16 protein-coding genes are annotated in these 19,439 nt (G+C 68.2%); 10 read left to right on the top strand and 6 right to left on the bottom strand.

Going from position 1 to position 19,439, the window contains the following annotated elements; genetic code table 11:
* Positions 1 to 64 precede the first annotated feature (64 nt).
* The 3 genes from phaE to M0G41_RS06300 all read left to right on the top strand — a co-directional run bounded on the left by phaE (position 65) and on the right by M0G41_RS06300 (position 3,845).
* Positions 65 to 1,108 (top strand): class III poly(R)-hydroxyalkanoic acid synthase subunit PhaE, encoded by a 1,044-nt coding sequence (gene phaE, locus M0G41_RS06310; RefSeq protein WP_248206603.1) that lies wholly within the window; start codon positions 65 to 67, stop codon positions 1,106 to 1,108.
* A gap of 12 nt (positions 1,109 to 1,120) precedes the next feature.
* Entirely contained in the window at positions 1,121 to 2,191 is a 1,071-nt protein-coding gene (locus tag M0G41_RS06305) for a class III poly(R)-hydroxyalkanoic acid synthase subunit PhaC (RefSeq protein ID WP_248206602.1), read from the top strand.
* A gap of 70 nt (positions 2,192 to 2,261) precedes the next feature.
* Positions 2,262 to 3,845 (top strand): MASE1 domain-containing protein, encoded by a 1,584-nt coding sequence (locus tag M0G41_RS06300; protein ID WP_248206600.1) that lies wholly within the window; start codon positions 2,262 to 2,264, stop codon positions 3,843 to 3,845.
* Between the two features lie 33 nt (positions 3,846 to 3,878).
* On the opposite strand, the gene phaR is transcribed toward M0G41_RS06300, so the two are convergent.
* Complete coding sequence (phaR, locus tag M0G41_RS06295; protein WP_248206598.1) at positions 3,879 to 4,370, bottom strand: polyhydroxyalkanoate synthesis repressor PhaR; 492 nt, start codon at positions 4,368 to 4,370, stop codon at positions 3,879 to 3,881.
* A 164-nt stretch (positions 4,371 to 4,534) separates the two neighbouring features.
* Here phaR and surE point away from each other — a divergent pair, with 164 nt between their 5' ends.
* The 4 genes from surE to M0G41_RS06275 are packed head-to-tail and all read left to right on the top strand — an operon-like array spanning position 4,535 to position 7,456.
* On the top strand, positions 4,535 to 5,311 hold the full coding sequence (gene surE / locus M0G41_RS06290) for a 5'/3'-nucleotidase SurE (RefSeq protein ID WP_248206596.1): 777 nt from the start codon (positions 4,535 to 4,537) through the stop codon (positions 5,309 to 5,311).
* A complete protein-coding gene (locus tag M0G41_RS06285) occupies positions 5,311 to 6,015 on the top strand; it encodes a protein-L-isoaspartate(D-aspartate) O-methyltransferase (RefSeq protein WP_248206593.1) in 705 nt (234 codons plus the stop codon). The genes surE and M0G41_RS06285 overlap by 1 nt, the downstream gene beginning before the upstream one ends.
* Positions 6,015 to 6,602 carry a YqaA family protein gene (locus tag M0G41_RS06280; protein ID WP_248206589.1) on the top strand — a complete coding sequence of 196 codons (588 nt, stop codon included), beginning with the start codon at positions 6,015 to 6,017 and terminating at the stop codon, positions 6,600 to 6,602. Before M0G41_RS06285 ends, M0G41_RS06280 begins: the two co-directional genes overlap by 1 nt.
* Complete coding sequence (locus M0G41_RS06275; RefSeq protein ID WP_248206587.1) at positions 6,599 to 7,456, top strand: peptidoglycan DD-metalloendopeptidase family protein; 858 nt, start codon at positions 6,599 to 6,601, stop codon at positions 7,454 to 7,456. Before M0G41_RS06280 ends, M0G41_RS06275 begins: the two co-directional genes overlap by 4 nt.
* 8 nt (positions 7,457 to 7,464) lie before the next feature.
* On the opposite strand, the gene M0G41_RS06270 is transcribed toward M0G41_RS06275, so the two are convergent.
* Both M0G41_RS06270 and yhbY read right to left on the bottom strand, forming a co-directional pair.
* On the bottom strand, positions 7,465 to 7,842 hold the full coding sequence (locus tag M0G41_RS06270; RefSeq protein WP_248206585.1) for an Mth938-like domain-containing protein: 378 nt from the start codon (positions 7,840 to 7,842) through the stop codon (positions 7,465 to 7,467).
* Positions 7,839 to 8,147 (bottom strand): ribosome assembly RNA-binding protein YhbY, encoded by a 309-nt coding sequence (gene yhbY, locus M0G41_RS06265; RefSeq protein ID WP_248206582.1) that lies wholly within the window; start codon positions 8,145 to 8,147, stop codon positions 7,839 to 7,841. The genes M0G41_RS06270 and yhbY overlap by 4 nt, the downstream gene beginning before the upstream one ends.
* Positions 8,148 to 8,214: 67 nt before the next feature.
* On the opposite strand from yhbY, the gene rlmE reads away from it, so the two are divergent.
* From rlmE to folP, 3 genes are all read left to right on the top strand, one after another.
* Positions 8,215 to 8,838, top strand: coding sequence for a 23S rRNA (uridine(2552)-2'-O)-methyltransferase RlmE (gene rlmE, locus M0G41_RS06260; RefSeq protein ID WP_248206580.1), 624 nt, complete (start codon positions 8,215 to 8,217; stop codon positions 8,836 to 8,838).
* Positions 8,839 to 8,894: 56 nt separating this feature from the next.
* On the top strand, positions 8,895 to 10,808 hold the full coding sequence (gene ftsH / locus M0G41_RS06255) for an ATP-dependent zinc metalloprotease FtsH (RefSeq protein ID WP_248206578.1): 1,914 nt from the start codon (positions 8,895 to 8,897) through the stop codon (positions 10,806 to 10,808).
* Between the two features lie 153 nt (positions 10,809 to 10,961).
* Positions 10,962 to 11,861, top strand: a complete 900-nt coding sequence (folP, locus tag M0G41_RS06250; protein ID WP_248206576.1) for a dihydropteroate synthase — start codon at positions 10,962 to 10,964, stop codon at positions 11,859 to 11,861.
* A gap of 625 nt (positions 11,862 to 12,486) precedes the next feature.
* Here the strand turns inward: folP and M0G41_RS06245 are convergent.
* The 3 genes from M0G41_RS06245 to M0G41_RS06235 all read right to left on the bottom strand — a co-directional run bounded on the left by M0G41_RS06245 (position 12,487) and on the right by M0G41_RS06235 (position 19,334).
* Positions 12,487 to 13,446, bottom strand: a complete 960-nt coding sequence (locus M0G41_RS06245) for an acetyl-CoA carboxylase carboxyltransferase subunit alpha (protein WP_248206575.1) — start codon at positions 13,444 to 13,446, stop codon at positions 12,487 to 12,489.
* 80 nt (positions 13,447 to 13,526) lie between these two features.
* Positions 13,527 to 14,228 carry a PP2C family protein-serine/threonine phosphatase gene (locus tag M0G41_RS06240; RefSeq protein WP_248206573.1) on the bottom strand — a complete coding sequence of 234 codons (702 nt, stop codon included), beginning with the start codon at positions 14,226 to 14,228 and terminating at the stop codon, positions 13,527 to 13,529.
* Between the two features lie 177 nt (positions 14,229 to 14,405).
* Positions 14,406 to 19,334 (bottom strand): autotransporter domain-containing protein, encoded by a 4,929-nt coding sequence (locus M0G41_RS06235; protein ID WP_248206572.1) that lies wholly within the window; start codon positions 19,332 to 19,334, stop codon positions 14,406 to 14,408.
* Positions 19,335 to 19,439 lie beyond the last annotated feature (105 nt).

Raw genomic sequence — 19,439 nt, 5'->3', positions numbered from 1 at the left:
GCGCGGACTTGCTTGTTAACATCGTGCAGAGACGCCCGGGCGGCCGGGTCTCGAGGAGTAGTGAATGGCGGGCAAGTCGAGCGCCGACAGCGATCTGTTCGCTGCCGGCAAGCAGTTCTGGGACAGCTGGACCGGCCTCGCCCGTGATGCCATGGGTGCGGACGCCAACTCGTGGAGCAGCCCGGCGGCGGCCTTTGGCCGGGTCATGCCCGAGTCGATGTCCGATGCTGGCCACGCGGCCCAGTCCATGGCCGAACAGGGGCGACAGTTCATGGAGTTCCTGCAGGCGGCTGCCGGACGGATGGGGGCTGGTGAGCCGCTGGATGCCGGCAAGCTGGCCGGGATGTGGCGCGGCGCGCTGGGCGAGGGCAATCCCATGCTCGACGCGCTGCGCGCGGTCAACGGCGAGGGCGCCCGGGGTTTCGAGAAGGCCGGCCAGGACCTTATGGAATTGTTGGAGCCGATGCGCCGCAGCATCGAATCGCAGTTCCAGCTGCCAGCCTTCGGCTACAGCCGTGAGCGCCAGCAGCATTGGCAAGCCCTGCAGCAGGCCGCCAGCGACCATGCCCGCGCCCAGGCCGAATACAACGCGCTGCTGGTCAAGGCCAGCCAGCGCGGCATGGAGCGCTTCGAGAACAAGCTCGTCGAACGCAGCGAGCCAGGGCGACAGCTCGATACGGCGCGCGCCGTCTACGACCTTTGGGTCGACGCCGCCGAGGAGGCCTACGCCGAGGTGGCGATGTCGCCCGACTTCCGCAGTGCCTACGGCGAGCTGGTGAACACCCAGATGCGCCTGCGTCAGCGGGTGCAGGCCGAGGCCGAGCAGCACGCCGCCCAGCTCGGCATGCCGACGCGCAGCGAAATGGACGGTACCCACCGCAAGCTCCAGCAGATGTCCCGCGAGCTGCGAGCGCTGCGCGCCGAGCTGGCCGCGTTGCGGGGAGGAAACTCCGCTTCGCCGGCGAAGCCGGCGCGCCGTGAGAGCGCCCCGGCAACCGGCACGGGGCGCAAGCGTGCCCCGACCGCGAAGAAGGCGGCCGCGCGCAAGCCGAAGTCCACCGCCAGCAAGGCAGGCGCGAAGAAGTCCGCCCCCCGCCGCAGTTCCTAAGGAGCAACGCCCATGTTCGGCCCCCTCAACTTCGGTCCGGAGCGCATCGCCGAGGAAGCGGCACGGATGCAGCAGAAGCTTGGCGCCGGCCTGAAGACGCTGACCGAGATCGGCGACTACGACTACGGCTGTACCCCTCGCGAGGCGATCCACCAGGACGGCAAGGCGGTGCTCTACCGCTTCATCGGCGAGCGCGGCCCGACCCGCCGGACGCCACTGTTGATCAGCTATGCCCTGGTCAATCGTCCCTACATGGTCGACCTGCAGGAGGACCGCTCCATCGTCCGCTCGCTGCTGGCTGCGGGGCACGACGTCTACCTGATCGATTGGGGCTATCCAGACGGCTCCGATCGCTTCATGACCCTGGACGACTACCTCAACGGTGTGCTCGACGGCTGTGTCGAAGCGCTTCGCGCGCGCTGCGGGGTGGGCTCGATCAATCTGCTCGGCGTCTGCCAGGGCGGCGCGTTCTCTCTGTGCTACGCCGCGATGCACCCGGAGAAGATCCGGAACCTCGTCACCATGGTGACTCCGGTCGATTTCCACACGCCGGACAACATGCTTTCGCACTGGTGCCGCGAGATCGACGTGGACCTGATGGTCGACAGCCTCGGCAACGTACCGGGCGACCTGATGAACTGGTGCTACCTGACCCTCAAGCCCTTCCGTCTCAACGGGCAGAAGTATCTTGGCCTGATCGACATCCTCGACCGTCCGGAAGAGGTGCGCAATTTCCTGCGCATGGAGAAATGGATCTTCGACTCGCCCGATCAGGCCGGCGAGGCTTTCCGGCAGTTCATCCGCGATTTCTACCAGGGCAACAAGCTGATCGAGGGCGGCCTGCGCATCGGCGACCATGAGATCGACCTCGCCCGCGTCGACATGCCGGTCCTCAACATCTTCGCCGAGCAGGACCATCTGGTTCCGCCGGCGGCGTCGCGGGCGCTGTCGCGGGTGGTCGGCAGCGATGACTACTCCGAGCTGAGCTTCAAGGGCGGGCACATCGGCATCTATGTCTCCGGCCGCGCCCAGCGCGAGGTACCGCCGGCTATCGACGCCTGGCTGGGTCGCCGCAGCGAGTGATGCGCGGCCGCGCAGAGGCAGCATCGGGCGCAGGGGAGCGTCCGGGCTGCCGGGGCCAGGGGAGACGATGATGCGCGGTCCGCGCTACTGGGCCCTGACGGGTGGCTGGCTGGCGGCGGCCCTGCTGCTCTACCCGGTGGCCTGGGCGCTGGGCCTCCTGGTCTCCAACGACTACTGGTTCCTGCCGGTCGGCGTCCGCGTGGCGGCCCTGCTGAGGGTGCCTGTCCGCTGGTGGTGGGCCTTGCTGCTCGGGGAGTACATCGCAGCGTCGGCAACGCTTGTCTACTTCGGCGGAAGCTTCACTCCGGCGGGTTCGATCATGGCCAACGGCGTGCCCTGGGGGCTGTATGCGCTGGCGGTCTGGCTCTGGCGTCGGCAGAGCGCGGAGGAACTCCCGCGCACCCCACAGTCATTCGCCCAGCTGTTGATGGTCGGCTTCGCCGCCTCGGCGCTGACTGCGGTGAACCTGGTCGCACTGCGCGCCATCGATGGGCGCCTTGCCGGCGACTCGACGATCGAGTCGCTGTTCGGCCTGTTGGTCGGCGACTTCGTCGGCATGGTCCTGCTCGGCCCGGTGCTGGTGCAGTTCGGCGATCCCCGGGCCGCCTGGCGCCAGAGCCGGGTCTGGCGTGACCTTGCCTACAGCGTAGTGCCGCTGGGTATCGTCCTGGCCGTGGTCGCCTCGAACCAGCCACAGGCCTTGCCCTATGTGGCCCTGTTCGCCCTTGGGGCACCGCTCTACCTGGCCCGGCAGTCCGGCTGGCGCGGGGCGGCGCTGGCCTTCGCCCTGGTCAGCGCCGCGGTGTATGCCACCGGACGCGCGCACTTCTCGCCGCAGATCGCTTCGCTACTGCAGTTCTATCTGGCGGTGATCGGCGTGGCCGGCCTGATCTTCGGCTCATGGGTCGGCTTTGAAAGGCGTCTGCGCGAGCGCATGCAGCGCGGGCTTGATGAGCTGGCCGAAGCGAACGCGCGGCTGCAGTCGCAAACCGCCGAGATGCGCGAGCTGGGAAGGCGCCTGGTTCGAGCCCAGGAGGACGAGCGCCAGCGCATTCGTGCCGATCTACGCGGCGAGCTCAGTCAGCAGATCACCATCCTCGGCACCCAGCTTTCGCTTCTGGTGCGCCGGGTCGACCGGCCCGAGCTGATGGCGATGCTGGACGAATTGCGCACCCACGTCCACGCCCTGCGGGACGCGGCCGACGACTGCCTGGAGAACCTCCAGCCACGGGCCATGAGCAGCGGCGGGCTGGCCGAGGCGCTGCGCGGTGGGCCCTCTGCCCGGGCGCTCAGCGAGGCCGGCGTGGAGACCCGGGTCACCATCGAGGGTGACGAACGGCGCCTGGCCGAACTGGACCGGATGCAGGCCTACCGCATCGTCCAGCACCTGATGGCGCTGGCCATGCGCTATTCGAACGCGGTGCTGATGGAAGTGCGTGTGGTGGTGGGCGCCGGCGTCCCGCCGGAGGTCGAGTTGGACATCCGGCTGCTCTGCCGCTCACCACTGAACCTCGAGGCGGTCAGGGCCGAATCCGACCTGCAGGCGGTGCGCGACCGCGTGTTCGCACGCGGCGGCCAGGCGCATGTCGAGATCGAGCCCTCCGGTGGGCTCAGGGTAGTGTGCCGATTCGAGGCCGGCGCCGCGGCCGTCTAGCCTGGTTGGTTCACCCGCTCGGCGGGTGTCGACTCAGCGTCCGGACTTGGGCGGCGGCTTGTCGGTCTCGCCCTTGCCGGCAGCGCGCAGGTTGCCGAGCATGCCGGCCTGCATCTGCTTCCAGGCCTCAAGATTGCGCTCGGTCATCTGGTTCAGCATGGTCCAGGGCGTCTGTCCAAGAAGATTGCTGAGCTGGCTGCGGAACTGGGTCTGCTGATCGAGGAACAGCTGCATGCTGCGTTCCAGGTAGCTGCCCATGAAGCCCTGCAGCGAGTCACCGTAGAAGCGGATGATCTGGCTGAGCAGCCGGGTCGAGAACATCGGCTGTCCGCGTTCCTCATGCTCGGCGATGATCTGCAGCAGCACCGAACGGGTCAGGTCCTCACCGGAGCGGGCGTCGCGGACCTCGAATTCGACGCCTTCGCCGATCAGCTGGCGGACGTCTTCCAGCGTGATGTAGCTGGAGATCTCGGTGTCGTAGAGACGACGGTTGGGATACTTCTTGATGACGCGAAGGGCAGCCATTGATTAGCCAAGGACGCTGGATGCGGCGCAGCATCTCGCAGCACGGCGGGTGATGCAACTTGCCCAGCGCACAGTTCGGAGACGGGCGCTCCGAAGCAGCACCGCGGCGTGGCAGAATAAGGCGGTATGCCCGCAGTCCGGGCGCGCGGAGTGTTGGCGTTTCCATGCGTGTTCTTGTCAGCAACGATGACGGTGTCGACGCGCCGGGTATCCGGATCCTCGGCGACTACCTCCGGGCCGCCGGACACCAGGTCACCATCGTTGCCCCGGATCGCGACCGTTCCGGCGCCAGCAACTCGCTGACCCTCGACCAGCCGCTGCGCACCAAGCAGGTCGGTGACGGCATCTTCAGCGTGTCCGGCACGCCGACCGACTGCGTGCATCTTGCGCTCACCGGCCTGATGGACGAGGAGCCCGACATCGTGGTGTCCGGGATCAACAACTTCGCCAACATGGGCGACGACGTGATCTATTCCGGGACCGTCGCCGCGGCGATGGAGGGACGCTTCCTGGGCTTGCCTGCGATCGCCATGTCGCTGGCGACCGGCAATCACCAGGGCAGGTTCTTCGAGACGGCAGCGCGCGCAGCTTGCGAGATCATGGCCCGGTTGCTCGTCGATCCCCTGCCGGCCAACACCATCCTCAACGTCAACGTGCCCGACCGCGCCTGGAGCGAGGTGCGTGGCTTCGAGGTCACCCGGCTCGGTCAGCGCCACCGAGCCGAGCCCTGCGTGGCCCAGCAGGATCCGCGTGGCCGCACCGTGTACTGGATCGGTGCCGCCGGCGAGGAGCAGGATGCCGGCCCGGGTACCGATTTCCACGCCGTGCGCATGGGGCACATCTCGATCACCCCGATCCATGTCGACCTCACCCGGTATCAGGCGCTGGAGAAGGTCTCCAGCTGGGTGTCCGGTCTGAGCCAGGTGCTCGCCCGTCCGTGATGAGTCCGGTGTTCAAGCTGGGCGCAGCCGCCCAGGGTCTCGGCATGACCTCGCAGCGCGCCCGCGACCGCTTGGTCGATTCGCTGCGCTCGGGCCGCGCTGCCAACGGCCGCGCCGTCGAACCGATCCGCGACCCGCGTGTGCTGGAGGCCATCCGCCTGCTGCCGCGCCATCTGTTCATCGACGAGGCCCTGGCCAGTCGTGCCTACGAGGACACAGCGCTGCCGATCGGCCTTGGCCAGACCATCTCCCAGCCCTGGGTGGTCGCGAGGATGACCGAAGCCCTGATCGAGCACGGCATGCCGACCCGCGTGCTTGAGCTCGGCACAGGTTCCGGCTATCAGGCAGCGGTGCTCGCCAGCCTGGTTGAAGAGGTCTACACCGTCGAGCGCATCGACGAGTTGCTGCGCACGGCCCGCCGGCGTTTCCGCAAGCTGGGTATCGAGAATCTGCGCTCCCGCTACGACGACGGCCGCCTCGGCTGGCCCGAGCATGCCCCCTTCGACGCCATCATCGTCACCGCCGCTGCCGAGTCGGTTGACCCGCAGCTGTTCGCGCAGCTGGCGCCCGACGGCGTGCTGGTGGCCCCGGTCGGCCCCCCCGAGCAGCAGTGGCTGTTGCGCTTCCGCCAAGTCGAAGGACGCTGGCAACCGGAGGCGCTTGGCGCCGTGAGTTTTGTTCCCCTGCTTGGCGGAGTGCGCTGATGCGCCTGTTCGGCCCCCTTTATGATCGCTGCCTTCAATGGGCAGCGCACCCGCATGCCGAGCGCTATCTCGCCGGCATGAGCGCGGCCGAGTCCGTGTTCTTCCCGATCCCGCCCGATGTGATGCTCGCGCCGATGAGCCTGGCCACGCCGCCGCGCTGGGTAAGGTTTGCCGCGATATGCACCGTGGCTTCGGTGCTCGGCGGCGTGATTGGCTACCTGCTGGGCGCCTTCGCCCTTGAGCTGATCTGGCCGCTGCTTGAGGCCTGGGGCAAGGTCGAAACCTTCGAAAAGATCCAGGCCCTGTTCACCCGCTACGGGTTCTGGATCGTCTTCGTCGCCGGGTTCACGCCGATCCCCTACAAGGTGTTCACCATCGCCTCTGGGGCCACCGGCATCGGCTTCTTGCCCTTCCTTCTCGGATCGCTGATCGGCCGCGGCGGGCGCTTTTTCCTGGTTGGCGCACTGATGGCCTGGGGCGGGCCGAGGATGGAGCCGATGTTGCGCCGCTACATCGAGGGGCTTGGCTGGGCGGTGGTGCTGCTGGTCGTGGTAGGGCTCGCCTGGTGGGAGTGGGGTCGCCCATGAGCCCAGTCGGCCGTGCGCTGCTGCTGGCACTGCTCTGCGGGCTCCTTTCCGCCTGCGCGCCGCAGCGTTCTGTGCGCGTCGAACCCAGCGATCGGCCGCAGCCGCGGGGCACGCCGACCGGGCTCTACGAGGTGGTTCGCGGCGACACCCTGTATGGCATCGCCTTCCGCCACGGCATGGACTACCGCGAGCTGGCCTCGATGAACGGCATCGGTCCTCCGTACACGATCTATCCGGGCCAGCGCCTGCGCCTGAGCGCGGGGACGACGGCCCAACCGACTGCGCCGGCTCGTCCGACGCGGGAGGCGCGCGGCGTGATCGCGCCCATCGTCGCCGAGCAGCCGGCAAGGCCCGCATCGGGGTCTACGCCGCCCCCCACGGCTAGGCCACAGCCGCCCCCGGGCGCGCCTCCTTCGAGCGCGCCGGTGACCGGCACGCCTGCGCCGGTGACTCCGTCAGTCACGCCCAGCCTGCCCGCTGGTCCGCCCCGCTGGCAGTGGCCGGCCGAAGGACAGATCGTCAGCCGCTACCTGGCGGGTGATCCGACCCGTCAGGGCGTCAACCTCGCCGGCCGCGGCGGGGATCCGGTGCGCGCCGCTGCCGACGGGGTGGTGGTGTACTCGGGCTCCGGCCTGATCGGCTACGGCGAACTGATCATCGTCAAGCATGACGAGACCTGGCTCTCGGCCTACGGCCACAATCGGAAGCGCCTGGTCAACGAAGGCGAGGCGGTGCGTGGCGGCCAGCAGATCGCCGAACTCGGCCGCACCGGCACCTCACGCGACATGCTGCATTTCGAGGTGCGGCGGAACGGCCGCCCGGTCGATCCGCTGGGCGTGTTGCCCAAGCGGTAGCTGCCCGGCTAGCCCGAGGTCTCGATCAGGAATGCCGCAAGAACCCGGCGGCCTTCATCGGCCAGCAGGTTGAAGGTCCGTGCGGCGGCTCCGTTGTCCATGCACTCGACCCCGACTCCGGCCGCCAGAAGGCGGGCCTGCAGCCGTGGCGGCAGGAACCGCTGGCGGTTCCCGGTGCCCAGCAGGATCAGTTCCGGGGACAGCGCCAGAAGCGATTCGATCGCAGCCTCGTCGATCTCCTCGAAGCTTACGGGCGCCCACGGAGTCCAGCGATCGGGCTCCAGCAGCAGGCTGGTGCTCAGGGACTCCTCGCCGACGCCGAGCCCGTCTTCGCGAACCCAGCGGACTCGAAGCCCGCCATCCGGAAGTTGCTGCTGCAGGCTCACGGCGCCCGCGGCAGGACAATCAGCGGCTGCTTGGTGTTGCGCAGGAACAGGACGGCGATATTGCCGATCCGTTGGACCAGGGCCGCGCCGGTGGCCGAGGTCAGCGCTTCGATGACCGCGTCGCGCTCCTCGCGGTCATCGGCCGCCAGCTTCACCTTGACCAGTTCGTGGCGCTCAAGCGCCAGGGCAAGTTCGGCGGTCAGGGATTCGGTCACCCCCTTGGCGCCCATCAGGATGACCGGCTTGAGGTGGTGGGCAAGCGCGCGCAGGTGGCGCTTCTGGGCAGCGGATAGCGACTGGGCCATGACCGATCGGGCAGGTCTGAGAAGGGCGGCAAGGGTATCATGGCGTCTTTGAATCGACGGTCGACGCATGGCCCGCAGCAGAAGCAGCCACCGCTGGCTCAAGGAGCACTTCTCGGACCCCTTCGTGAAGAAGGCCCAGGCCGAGGGATTGCGCTCCCGCGCCGCCTACAAGCTGGAAGAGCTGATCGACCGCAACCGCCTGCTGAAGAAGGGGATGAGCGTGGTCGACCTCGGTGCGGCCCCGGGCGGGTGGTGCCAGGTCCTGGCCCGCGAGCTGGGCGAATCCGGGCGGATCATCGCCATGGATATCCTCGAGATGCCGCCCATTGCGGGGGTCACCTTCATTCACGGTGATTTCAGAGAAGAGGAAGCACTGTCGAGGCTGGAGGCCGCCCTGGAGGGTCGCAAGGTGGATCTTGTGTTGTCCGACATGGCCCCCAATATGTCTGGAGTGGAAGCCGTCGACCGTGCGCGGGCGATGTACCTGGTCGAACTGGCCCGTGACTTTGCCGACAGCCATCTGGTTGAAGGCGGCAGCCTGCTGGTCAAGATGTTCCAGGGTGTCGGATCCGATGCGTTCCTGCTTGATCTACGCCGGCGCTATGCGAAGGTGCAGGTGAAGAAGCCGAGCGCATCCCGGAAACGGTCTCCCGAGGTTTACGTGCTGGCGACGGGCCGCAAGGCATCCTGAATCGGCGTGACCCCCCGACCGAAGTGTTGAACTGCTGTATTGCAAAGGCGTAATCGATGAACGACTTGGCCAAGAATCTGCTGCTCTGGATTGTCATCGCCTTCGTGCTGATGGCTGTCTTCCAGAGCTTTGCCCCGCGCGGCGGCGGCGTGCAGAGCCTCAATTACGACGAGTTCATCGCCCAGGTGCGCTCTGACGCGGTCTCGCGCGTGCGCATCGAGGAGGACCGCGTCACGATCACCGGCGAGCGCCGTGACGGCAGCAAGTTCACCACGATCAATCCCGGCGACGACTACCTGGTCAACGACCTGCTCAACCACAAGGTGCAGATCGAGCAGGCGCCGCCGCCGAGCGGTCCCTCGCTGACCTACATCCTGATCAACCTGCTGCCCTATCTGATTTTCATCGGCATCTTCATCTTCTTCATGCGCCAGCTACAGTCCGGCGGCGGTGGCCGCGGGGCGATGAGCTTCGGCCGCTCGCGGGCCAAGATGCTGGCCGAGGATCAGGTCAAGGTGACCTTCGCCGACGTTGCCGGCTGTGACGAGGCCAAGCAGGAAGTCTCCGAATTGGTTGAGTTCCTGCGCGATCCGGGCAAATTCCAGAAGCTCGGAGGCAAGATTCCGCGTGGCGTGCTGATGGTCGGCTCGCCCGGCACCGGCAAGACCCTGCTGGCCAAGGCCATTGCCGGTGAGGCCAAGGTGCCATTCTTCTCGATCTCGGGTTCGGACTTCGTCGAGATGTTCGTCGGCGTCGGCGCTTCCCGCGTGCGCGACATGTTCGAGCAGGCCAAGAAGCACGCCCCGTGCATCATCTTCATCGACGAGATCGACGCTGTCGGCCGCCACCGCGGTGCGGGCCTTGGCGGCGGACATGACGAGCGCGAGCAGACCCTGAACCAGCTGCTGGTCGAGATGGACGGCTTCGAGGGCAGCGAGGGCATCATCGTCATCGCCGCCACCAACCGTCCGGACGTGCTCGACCCGGCCCTGCTGCGCCCGGGCCGCTTCGACCGTCAGGTGGTGGTGCCGCTGCCCGACGTGCGCGGCCGCGAACAGATCCTCAAGGTGCACATGCGCAAGGTGCCGTTGGCCGACAACGTCGAGCCCTCGGTTATCGCGCGCGGCTGCCCGGGCTTTTCCGGTGCCGACCTCGCCAACCTGGTCAACGAGGCCGCCCTGTTCGCCGCCCGCGAGAACGCCAAGGAAGTGCGCATGACGCACTTCGACCGGGCCAAGGACAAGATCATGATGGGCGCCGAGCGGCGCTCGATGGTGATGAGCGAGGACGAGAAGAAGCTCACCGCCTACCACGAGGCCGGTCACGCCATCGTCGGCCGCGTGGTGCCCGAGCACGACCCGGTCTACAAGGTCACCATCATCCCGCGTGGCCGCGCGCTGGGCGTGACCATGTACCTGCCCGAGGGCGACAAGTACAGCCACAACCGCACCCAGATCGAATCGATGCTGTGCTCGCTGTACGGTGGCCGCGTCGCCGAGGAGCTGATCTTCGGTGTCGACAAGGTCACCACCGGCGCCAGCAACGACATCGAGCGGGCCACCCAGATGGCGCGCAACATGGTCACCAAGTGGGGCCTGTCCGACGAGATGGGGCCGGTGGCCTATGGGGAGCAGGAGGACGAGGTGTTCCTTGGCCGCTCGGTGACCCAGCACAAGAACGTCTCGGACGAGACCGCGCGCAAGATCGATGAGGTTGTGCGCTCCATCCTTGATCGCGCCTACCAGAAATCGCGTGAGATTCTGACCGAGAACATCGAGAAGCTGCACGTGATGGCTGACACGCTGCTCAAGTACGAGACCATCGACGCGCGGCAGATCGACGACATCATGGAAGGTCGCCGGCCTGGTCCGCCGGCGGACTGGGATGAGGACTCCAAGGCCGACCCCGGCAAGCCAGGCGGCGGAGACTCCGGCAGCCCCGTGATCGGCGGGCCCGCGGCCCAGACCTGAGCGCCGCGGCTTGAAGCGCCAGCTCACCCTCAAGGCCCGCGCAAGCGGGCCTTGCTGTTTCCGGGGCCGTCGCTGGCGCTTGATCTCTGCTGACCACACCCTCTAGCCTGAGCCGCTCCCGACTCCCGACTCCCGACTCCCGACTCCCACCCCATGTTCGATACCACGCCCACCCTCGACTGCGCCGGCCGTCCGCTGCTGCTGGATCGCCCGCGCATCATGGGCATCGTCAACGTCACTCCGGACTCGTTTTCCGACGGCGGGGCCCTGGCCGATGTCGAGGCCGCGGTGGCGCATGCGCAGAAGCTGGTGGAGGAGGGCGCCGACCTGCTCGACATCGGTGGCGAGTCGACCCGGCCCGGTGCGGAGGCGGTCGCCGCCGCCACCGAGCTGGCGCGGGTGATTCCGGTGCTGGAGCGACTGGTCGACGCGGTCGACGTGCCGGTCTCGGTGGATACCAGCAAGCCAGAGGTGATGCGCGCGGCGATCGAGGCAGGCGCGCACATGATCAATGACGTCAACGCCCTGCGCGCCGACGGCGCGCTGGACGCGGTCGCCGCAAGCCGGGTGGCGGTCTGCCTGATGCACATGCAGGGCGCGCCGCGGACCATGCAGGACGATCCGCAGTACGACGACGTCGCTGCCGACGTGCATCGCTTTCTCGCGGAGCGCATCTTTGCCTGCGAGATGGCCGGCATCGACAAGCGACGCCTGCTGGTCGATCCCGGTTTCGGCTTCGGCAAGAGCGTCGATCACAACTATCGGCTGCTCCGTCAGCTCGGCCGGTTTGTCGATCTGGGCGTTCCGCTGCTCGCCGGCCTGTCGCGGAAGTCGATGATCGGCGCGGTGACCGGGTTGCCGGTGGACCAGCGTGTGGTGGGTTCGGCGGTCGCGGCCATTCTGGCCGCTGAGCAGGGCGCGCGCATTCTTCGCGTCCACGATGTGGCCCCAACCCGCGAGGCACTGGCGGTGTGGCAGGCCTATGCCGCCCAGCCCGCGCCGCGCGGCGCCCCAGCCGCCAAGCCGGCGATCCGCTGGCCCGACGAGGACTGAGCCGCGCCAGCCCTCTGGCTCTCCGCGCGCGGCACCAGCTGGCCTCCCGGGCCTGCCATTCCAGCGGCCCGGGCGACACGTGAGAGGAAACGAAGGGCGCAGAGCAGACATTCATAGGGTGCGGCTGGCCGCACCGGGCGTATCGTCCGAACGCCCGTATCGGTGCGCCCAATGCACACCCTATGGGGCTCGCTGTCGCCCAACGAAGCCCGACTGTGGAAGTGCCCTTGGGCGCGACCGCGGAAATCCGCTCTGGCCGCGGTCCTCGGTGAATGCGTAGCGCTGCGGTCGCGCCCAAGGACGCTCCCACAATTTGACTGCGGCAAGGTCTGCTTTGCGGCGCAAACCGGACTTGGCAGCGCCCTTGCGTGTAGGAGCCAGCTTGCTGGCGATAGGCGCCCCGGATGGGACGATCGCCAGCAAGCTGGCTCCTACATTCGGGTGTTGTGGAAGGTCTTCTTTGCGCCCACCGTTCGCACTGGCGCATCGCCCGTGAACTTCGGCCGGTACGCCCTGCGCGGCCCGTCAGCCCGGTTGCTCGGTCGTGGCCGGGTCGCGCCGTCGGTCCCCGTGCATGGCTCGGTAGGCCGAAGGGCAGTCCGGTAGGGCGGGCTGGACCGGGGCCTCAGCCCTCGTGGAAGCGACCGTACTGGCGGATCCGTGCGTAGCGCTTCTCGAGGAGGGTCTGCACGTCGAGGGCGCCGAGCTGGTCGAGCTGGGATAGCAGCACGTCCTTGAGCCGGCCGGCCATCTCCTCGACGTTGCGGTGGGCGCCACCGAGCGGCTCCCTGACGATCTGGTCGATCAGGCCGAGCTCCTGCAGGCGCGGAGCCGTGAGGCCCAGCGCCTCGGCGGCGTCGCGGGCGCGTTCGGCGCTCTTCCACAGGATCGAGGCACAGCCCTCGGGCGAAATGACCGAGTAGGTGCTGTATTCGAGCATCAGGGTGCGGTCGCCGACGCCGATGGCCAGCGCGCCGCCGGAGCCGCCCTCGCCGATCACCGTGCAGACCACGGGCACGCGCAGCTCGGCCATCTCGATCAGGTTGCGGGCGATGGCCTCGCTCTGGCCGCGCTCCTCGGCGCCGACGCCGGGGTAGGCGCCCGGGGTATCGATGAAGGTCAGCAGCGGCAGCTTGAAGCGCTCGGCAAGCTTCATCAGGCGCAGGGCCTTGCGATAGCCCTCCGGACGCGGCATGCCGAAATTGCGGCGGATCTTGGACTTGGTGTCGCGGCCCTTCTGGTGACCGATCACCACCACCGGGCGGCCTTCGATCCGCGCCAGGCCGCCAACGATCGCCGGGTCATCGGCGAACGCACGATCGCCGGCCAGTTCCTCGAACTCCTCGGCGATCAGCTTCAGGTAGTCGAGGGTGTAGGGTCGCTGCGGGTGGCGCGCGATCTGCGAGACCTGCCAGGGCGTCAGCGCGCGGAAGATCTCCGCGGTGCGTGTCTTCAGCTTCTCGCGGAGCTTGCCGATCTCCTCGTCGATATTGAATGCCGAACCGTGGCTGGCGTGGCGCAGCTCGGAGATCTTGGCCTCCAGCTCGGCGATCGGCTGTTCGAAGTCGAGGAAATTCGGATTCATCGTGGCGTCGGTACCCGGCGTCAAAGGCGGAAGTATAGCGAGACGGCGGGGCCGGGTTGGCGGCCGCCCGGCGGCGGCGCTCAGCGCTGCCGGATCAGCACCACGGTGACGTTGTCCGAGCCGCCGCCATCAAGGGCGGCCATGATCAGCTGTTCAACGCATTCCTGGGCGGTCAGATCATCCCGCGACAGCAGGCGAGCGATCTGGGCGTCATCGACCTCCTCGGTCAGTCCATCGCTGCACAGCAACAGCTGCATGCCCGGCTTGAACTCGCCGGAGATGGTCTCGATCTTGAGGCTGCTCGGGTCGGTCACGCCCAGCGCCTGGGTCACCACATTGCGGTGCGGATGGGTGCGCGCCTGCTCGGGAGTGATCGCGCCCTGCTCGATCAGTTCCTGCACGTAGGAATGATCCTGCGAGACCTGGCGCAGCTCGCCGTTCCAGAGGTAGGCGCGACTGTCACCGACCCAGCCCACCTCGAAGCGGTTGTCGCGGACCAGCACCGCGGCGATCGTGGTGCCCATGGGGAGGGCCTCGGCCCGGCGCTGGGACTGACGCAGGATTTCCTGGTCGGCGAGGCGGATGGCCTCGGCCAGGCTGCGGCCCCCGCGCACCTCGCTGACGATGGTCTCCCGGGCCAGCGCGCTCGCCACCTCGCCGAACTCGTGACCGCCCATGCCGTCGGCCACCAGCCACAGACCGAGGTCGGCGTCACCGTAGTAGGTGTCCTCGTTGTGTTCGCGACGCAGACCGACGTGGCTCAGGTGACCGAACTCAATCATTCGCGGGTCCCGGTGAGGAGGGTCTGGCTTCTGGGGAAGTGGAGGTCGATTCCGGCGCGCAGCCGGTCGGGGGCCATCTCCATGCTGCAGCGAGGGCAGGCATGCGACGCATCATGCCGTTTGCGGCAAGACGCGTGCAAGCCGGCCCTCGCGCGTTCCACTGGCCGCTGCGCTGCATCAGAACTCGAAGCGCACGCCGAGCGAGAGCAGGCCCTGGCTCTGCCGCGAGGCGCCAAGCAGCTCCTCGTAGTAGAGATAGGCCGAGCGCCCGCCGGGGAACAGCGCCGAGACGCCGACGCCGACATTGAAATAGTCGGTGTCCACCGGGTCGCCGAACCGCTCGATGACGCTTCCGGTCGGGTCAAAGGCCAGGCGAGCGGTCAGGCGGCTGGGGTCGTCCTCGAACTCGTGCTCCCACTCGACCGAGAAGTTCGGCATCAGGATGCCCCAGTCACGGCTGAGGATGTAGGTCGCGCGGCCGCCAACCACCGAGGTCATCGATTCCGTGGTGCGGCCGTCGATCGCCAGCGCAAGGCCGGCGCCCGGCTGGCCGGCGCGCATGGTCTCGACGAAGCTGTCGGTCTTGACCCGCGAGTACTGACCGCGGAGGTAGCCGTTGAGGCTCCAGGGGCCCTTCTGCCAGTCCCGGCCGACCGAAATCGAGGTGCCGAAGGCGTCGCCATCGGTCTTGCTGGTGCCGACCTGATCGACCACCGTGCGGCCGCCGTCGAGTGCGGTGATGATGTAGCGCACGCGGCGCTGCAGGTCGTAGTCCAGCCGGCCGAGCATCACGGTGCCGTCGACGTACCAGGCGCGGTCCGAGTACCAGGTGGCATAGGCCGAGAGGTTCCAGCCCTTGGTGGCCACGTCGCCGCCGCCGTCGGAGAGCTCGGCGTCGTTGTCGCTGTAGCCCAGCGCCACGCCGCCGACCAGCCTGTCGGTGAAGCGATAGTCGACGCCGAAGGTGAGTCCGGCGATGTCGTAGTCGAACTCCGGCGTGCGCTGGCCGGCGCGGACCTCGCCGCGGCCGATCTGGCCGGTAGCGAAGAAGCCCCAGCGGTCGAAATCGAGCCCGGCTTCCTCCTCGTCCGCCGCGCCGGCCGACATCAGGGCGGAGGGCAGGAAGGACAGGGGCAGGGTGCCGTCGGGCGTCCACAGGCCGATGTTGAACTGGTTGCGCTGCGCGCCGGTCTTCTCGCCGCGGATCATGAACAGGCGGGTGTCGAGATTGTCGAACTGCACATCGACGCTGCCCAGGCCCTGTCCGGCAAGCGATGGGCCGATGTCCGCGGGCAGCTCATCCAGCGCGTTGCGCACCTCCCCAGGGTTGTCGGCGGCATTGCCGACCAGCTCCGAACAGCGCTGGAAGAGGTCTTCCTGCTCGGGCGTACGGTTGGCGATGGCGGCCAGAGCCGGGCAGGCGTTGTCGATCGCCGTGCCGACGTCACGCTGCTGCGGATTGAGCCCCGGGATCTGGGCGATGCCGCCGGTCAGCTGGAAGGTCACTGCCGGAATCTCGCTGTTGGCGACACGCGCGGAGACGCTGACCGCACCCGGGATCAGCACGGTGGCGATATTGCTGGCGCGGCCGTCGTTGCCCGTACGCAGGCTGGCATCGCGCAGCGATACGCGTTGGGCGTCGCCGCTCCATTCGATCAGGGCGCCGCTGATGGGCTGTCCGTTGCCGTCCCTCAGTTCGACCACGAGTGGTGCGCTCGGGGTCCCCGGGGCAAGGTTCTGCGGCGTGCCGGATACGACGGACAGCGTGCCGGTCAGCTGGGGCGCCACCGCGGTGGCGGTGAAGGGCACCTGTTGCCCGCCGGGCAGGATGGCGACCGCGGTCTGCTCACCGATCGCCGGGCCCAAAGTCCACTGGTTGCTGGCGCGGCCGTTCGTGTCACTCAGGGTCTGTGCGCTGGCGAAGCTGCCGCCGCCTGTCAGGACGCGCCACTGCACGGGCACGCCGTCCAATCGCTTCTCCATTCCCTGGGTGACGTTGACCGCAAGCGACTCCTCGAGCGTCTCCCCGGGCGGGCCGCTCTGGCCGTTGCCCTCGACACCGGAAAGAACCGGGTTCGCGCCGCGGAGATTGAAGATCACCGGGTCGGCCGCAGCGGAGGCGCGGGCTCGAATCCTGACCGCATCCGCACCGGCGCCGAAGACCAGGCTCATGGTGGCGAAGCCCTGCTCGTTGCCGATGCTTTCCGCGCCGTCGAGGGTGGCATTGCCTTCGAGCACCTCCCAGAACACCCGGGGGTTGGGCACAGCGACGCCGGCTTCCAGCAGTTGCACGGTCAAGGGTTCGTCGATCCGCGTGCCGACGAGGCCGCGCTGGCCGTCCCCGCTGACCCGCACCAGCCGCACGACCGTGCCGCCGGGCGTGGTGGCCGTGGCGATGAAGTCGACAAACCTGTCGGCGCCGAGCGCGGCCCTGACCCGGGTCCTGCCCGTCTGGTTGCCCAGGGTGAGGCGGTTGCCTGCAAGGCCCTGGGCATTGGTGCTCGAGACGTCGGCGTCGAGGCTGCCGCCGCCTTCCACGATGCTCCAGCCGACGTCGACATTCGCCAGCGGACTGCCGTCCTGCGAAAAGACGCGAACGACGAAGTCTTCGCCCAGCACGGCGCCCGTTACGCCGGTCTGGTTATCGCCCGAGATCAGCTCGATCTGCGGCGGACTGGCCGTCGCCTCGACGGAGAAGACGGCCTCGCCGGCCTCGGCGTTGGACGCGATGATCGTTGATGGGCCAGCGTTGGGACCAAAGCGCAGGGCGGTGCGCGCGATGCCCTGTTCATCGGTGAAGCTGACGCTCGGGGAAACCTGGGCATCACCCGATTGGATCCGCCAAGAGACGCCACGGTCTACGGCGGGCCGGCCGTCGATCAGCACCCGGGCGCCGAGCGGAGTGCCTTCGGAGCCGACGAGGCCGGTCTGGCCGTTGCCCTCGACCGCCTCGATGGTCACCCGGGCCGGGGCGCCCGAGCTCACGGTGAAGCTGACGCTGGGGCCGGGAGTCGTGGCCCCTTTCGCGCCGCCCTTGGCCAGCGGCGGAATCAGCCGGGTGGCGGTGACCACGAAGCTGCCGGGTTGGGCCGGCAGGATGACCTGGACGCCGCTAAGTCCGGAAGCGTCGGCCGGTTCGGTGAGCAGGCCAGTTGGAGTCGGGTTGCTGCTGCTGAACAGCTGCACCCCGCCCGTGGCCGACCATTCGATGGTGGCGCTGGCCGGCGGCAGGCCGTCGTCGAGGGCCTGCACGACCAGCGGATCGGGGAGGGTGGCACCGGGTTCGCCGGTCTGGCCGTCACCGGAGACCGCGTCGAGGGTGAGAACCGGTGCGCTGACATTGACGGTGAAGCTCTGGGTCGGATTGGTGGTGAACCCGGTATTGAAGGTGGCAGTGACCGTATAGGTGCCCGTAGCCGCCGGGACGAAGCTGACGGTCGATATGCCGGAGGTGTCGGTGGTCGGGTTCGGCGGGGTGATGCTCGATCCATTGCTCGGCGCGATCTGCCAGCTGATCGCCTCGGCCGGCAGCGGCACGGGCGTGGAGCTGCCGCTGCGCTCGAGCAGCACGGCGAGATTGGCGACCTCCGAGATGTCGATGTCCTGGCTGCCCGGCGTGCTGGACGGGCTGAGGCTGTAGGTGGAAGCCTGCACCGCATAGTTCTGGGTCAGCGTGCCATGCGGTCCGGCGTCGGCCTCGACCACCACCGGGCCGGCGCCGCGGCCGATCTGCAGCGACGGCGAGGTGGCGATACCGGTGGTGACGTCGGAATTGACCACGACGCTGGTGGCGCCGCCGAAGAAGGTGGCGGTGCCGGAGAGAATCGAGAAGGTGACCGGGACATTGCCCGCCGGGTCGAAACCGTTGCCGCTGTCGGCGCGGGTCTGCACGGCAAAGCCGGCCGCCTGCTCGTCGGTGAAGGTGGGTGTGGTGGGGGCCGGGGTCGAGATGATCACGTCAAGGTCGACGACGGCGACGATCGTGTTGGCCGATCGCACCGCCGGGGTCGTCAGAGGCACGGTCACCTGCGCGGTGATCGTGCCGCCCATCAGGTCGGGCGATCCTGCATCGACCAGGAAGGTGGCCAGGCCCGATCCGTCGGTGGTCTGCACATCGGACGGCGGGCCCACGGTGCCGGTCGGGCTGGCGCTGAAGTTCACGCTGGCGCCCGACACCGGATTGCCGCTCGTCGCGCCCGACACCAGCACGGTGAACGGGTTGCCCGTCGTGCCGGAGAAGATCTGGGTCGGCGGATTCTGGAAGCTCAGGGTGACGTCCTCCACCGTCATTCCGAAAGGCACGAGGTTTGGAGGGATACCCTTGGCCCGACGCGATTTCGATGCGTTGCCGCAGGAGCCTTCACCGGGGCGCTCCGCGTAGGCCTCCACAAACCAGGTGCCAAGCTGGTTGAGTGCGACCGGCGGGGTCAGGGATGAGAGGTCGAGGGTGCTGATGCCGTTGGCATCGGTGGTAAAGCTGCTCGGCGTGCAGGCATCCCCGTAGAACGTGAAGCTCTCGTCGGGTGCGCTGACCACCCACTCGACGAACATGCCGGGGGCCGGGATGCCGCCGTCGGTGACCTGGATCTGGAAGACGGGTGCGCCGAACGAAGTGGTGGTCACGTTGAGCGGCGTGAGCGGCGCCGCATTCAGGGGCGGATTGACGGCATCGATCAGGGCCACCGCGGGGGCCAGCGCCGGCTGGGTGCCCGGGCCATCCGGATCCCAGGTCACCGAAATCGAGCAGGTCTCGGGTGCGCTGAACAGCAGGTTTGCCGTGCTGGACCCGCTTACATCCGCCGCCACGGGCGGCGGGCTGGGCTGGAACACCGGCCCCGTGGTGCAGCTGGAGACGTCCCAGTTCAGGGTGCCACCGCCGGCGAGCGAACCGCCCTGGTCCCGAGTCTCGAGGGTTACCGGAATCGGGATGCCCGTTGAGCCGAAATAGAAGCTCTGGGTCAGGGTCGCCGTCTGTGCATGCGCTGCACCGGCGGCTAACAGGGCGAGCAGCAAGAAGGCCAGGCGCAGCGGAACTGGGGGTACAAACCGAAGGACACTTCCACGCGGACGCATCCGCCCGTCGCCGAATCGACGTATCTGGTTCATGTTCCCCAACTCCTTGACCCCAGTTTGACGGCAGTATACTCGGGTCGTCCGCTGTGGCTGTGCTCCGGAGGCTTGCAATGAAAACCCCGACCCTTGGCCCTCATA

It is taken from the genome of Pseudomarimonas salicorniae, from assembly GCF_023156535.1.
Lineage (GTDB): Bacteria > Pseudomonadota > Gammaproteobacteria > Xanthomonadales > Xanthomonadaceae > Pseudomarimonas > Pseudomarimonas salicorniae.
Note: the sequence above shows the minus strand (reverse complement) of the source record. Positions and strands in the feature narration are given on the sequence as shown.

Coding starts and splice junctions, on each gene's coding strand:
- phaE (WP_248206603.1), top strand. CDS start 65: ATGGCGGGCAAGTCGAGCGCCGACAGCGATCTGTTCGCTGCCGGCAAG.
- M0G41_RS06305 (WP_248206602.1), top strand. CDS start 1,121: ATGTTCGGCCCCCTCAACTTCGGTCCGGAGCGCATCGCCGAGGAAGCG.
- M0G41_RS06300 (WP_248206600.1), top strand. CDS start 2,262: ATGCGCGGTCCGCGCTACTGGGCCCTGACGGGTGGCTGGCTGGCGGCG.
- phaR (WP_248206598.1), bottom strand. CDS start 4,370: ATGGCTGCCCTTCGCGTCATCAAGAAGTATCCCAACCGTCGTCTCTAC.
- surE (WP_248206596.1), top strand. CDS start 4,535: ATGCGTGTTCTTGTCAGCAACGATGACGGTGTCGACGCGCCGGGTATC.
- M0G41_RS06285 (WP_248206593.1), top strand. CDS start 5,311: ATGAGTCCGGTGTTCAAGCTGGGCGCAGCCGCCCAGGGTCTCGGCATG.
- M0G41_RS06280 (WP_248206589.1), top strand. CDS start 6,015: ATGCGCCTGTTCGGCCCCCTTTATGATCGCTGCCTTCAATGGGCAGCG.
- M0G41_RS06275 (WP_248206587.1), top strand. CDS start 6,599: ATGAGCCCAGTCGGCCGTGCGCTGCTGCTGGCACTGCTCTGCGGGCTC.
- yhbY (WP_248206582.1), bottom strand. CDS start 8,147: ATGGCCCAGTCGCTATCCGCTGCCCAGAAGCGCCACCTGCGCGCGCTT.
- rlmE (WP_248206580.1), top strand. CDS start 8,215: ATGGCCCGCAGCAGAAGCAGCCACCGCTGGCTCAAGGAGCACTTCTCG.
- ftsH (WP_248206578.1), top strand. CDS start 8,895: ATGAACGACTTGGCCAAGAATCTGCTGCTCTGGATTGTCATCGCCTTC.
- folP (WP_248206576.1), top strand. CDS start 10,962: ATGTTCGATACCACGCCCACCCTCGACTGCGCCGGCCGTCCGCTGCTG.
- M0G41_RS06245 (WP_248206575.1), bottom strand. CDS start 13,446: ATGAATCCGAATTTCCTCGACTTCGAACAGCCGATCGCCGAGCTGGAG.
- M0G41_RS06240 (WP_248206573.1), bottom strand. CDS start 14,228: ATGATTGAGTTCGGTCACCTGAGCCACGTCGGTCTGCGTCGCGAACAC.
- M0G41_RS06235 (WP_248206572.1), bottom strand. CDS start 19,334: ATGAACCAGATACGTCGATTCGGCGACGGGCGGATGCGTCCGCGTGGA.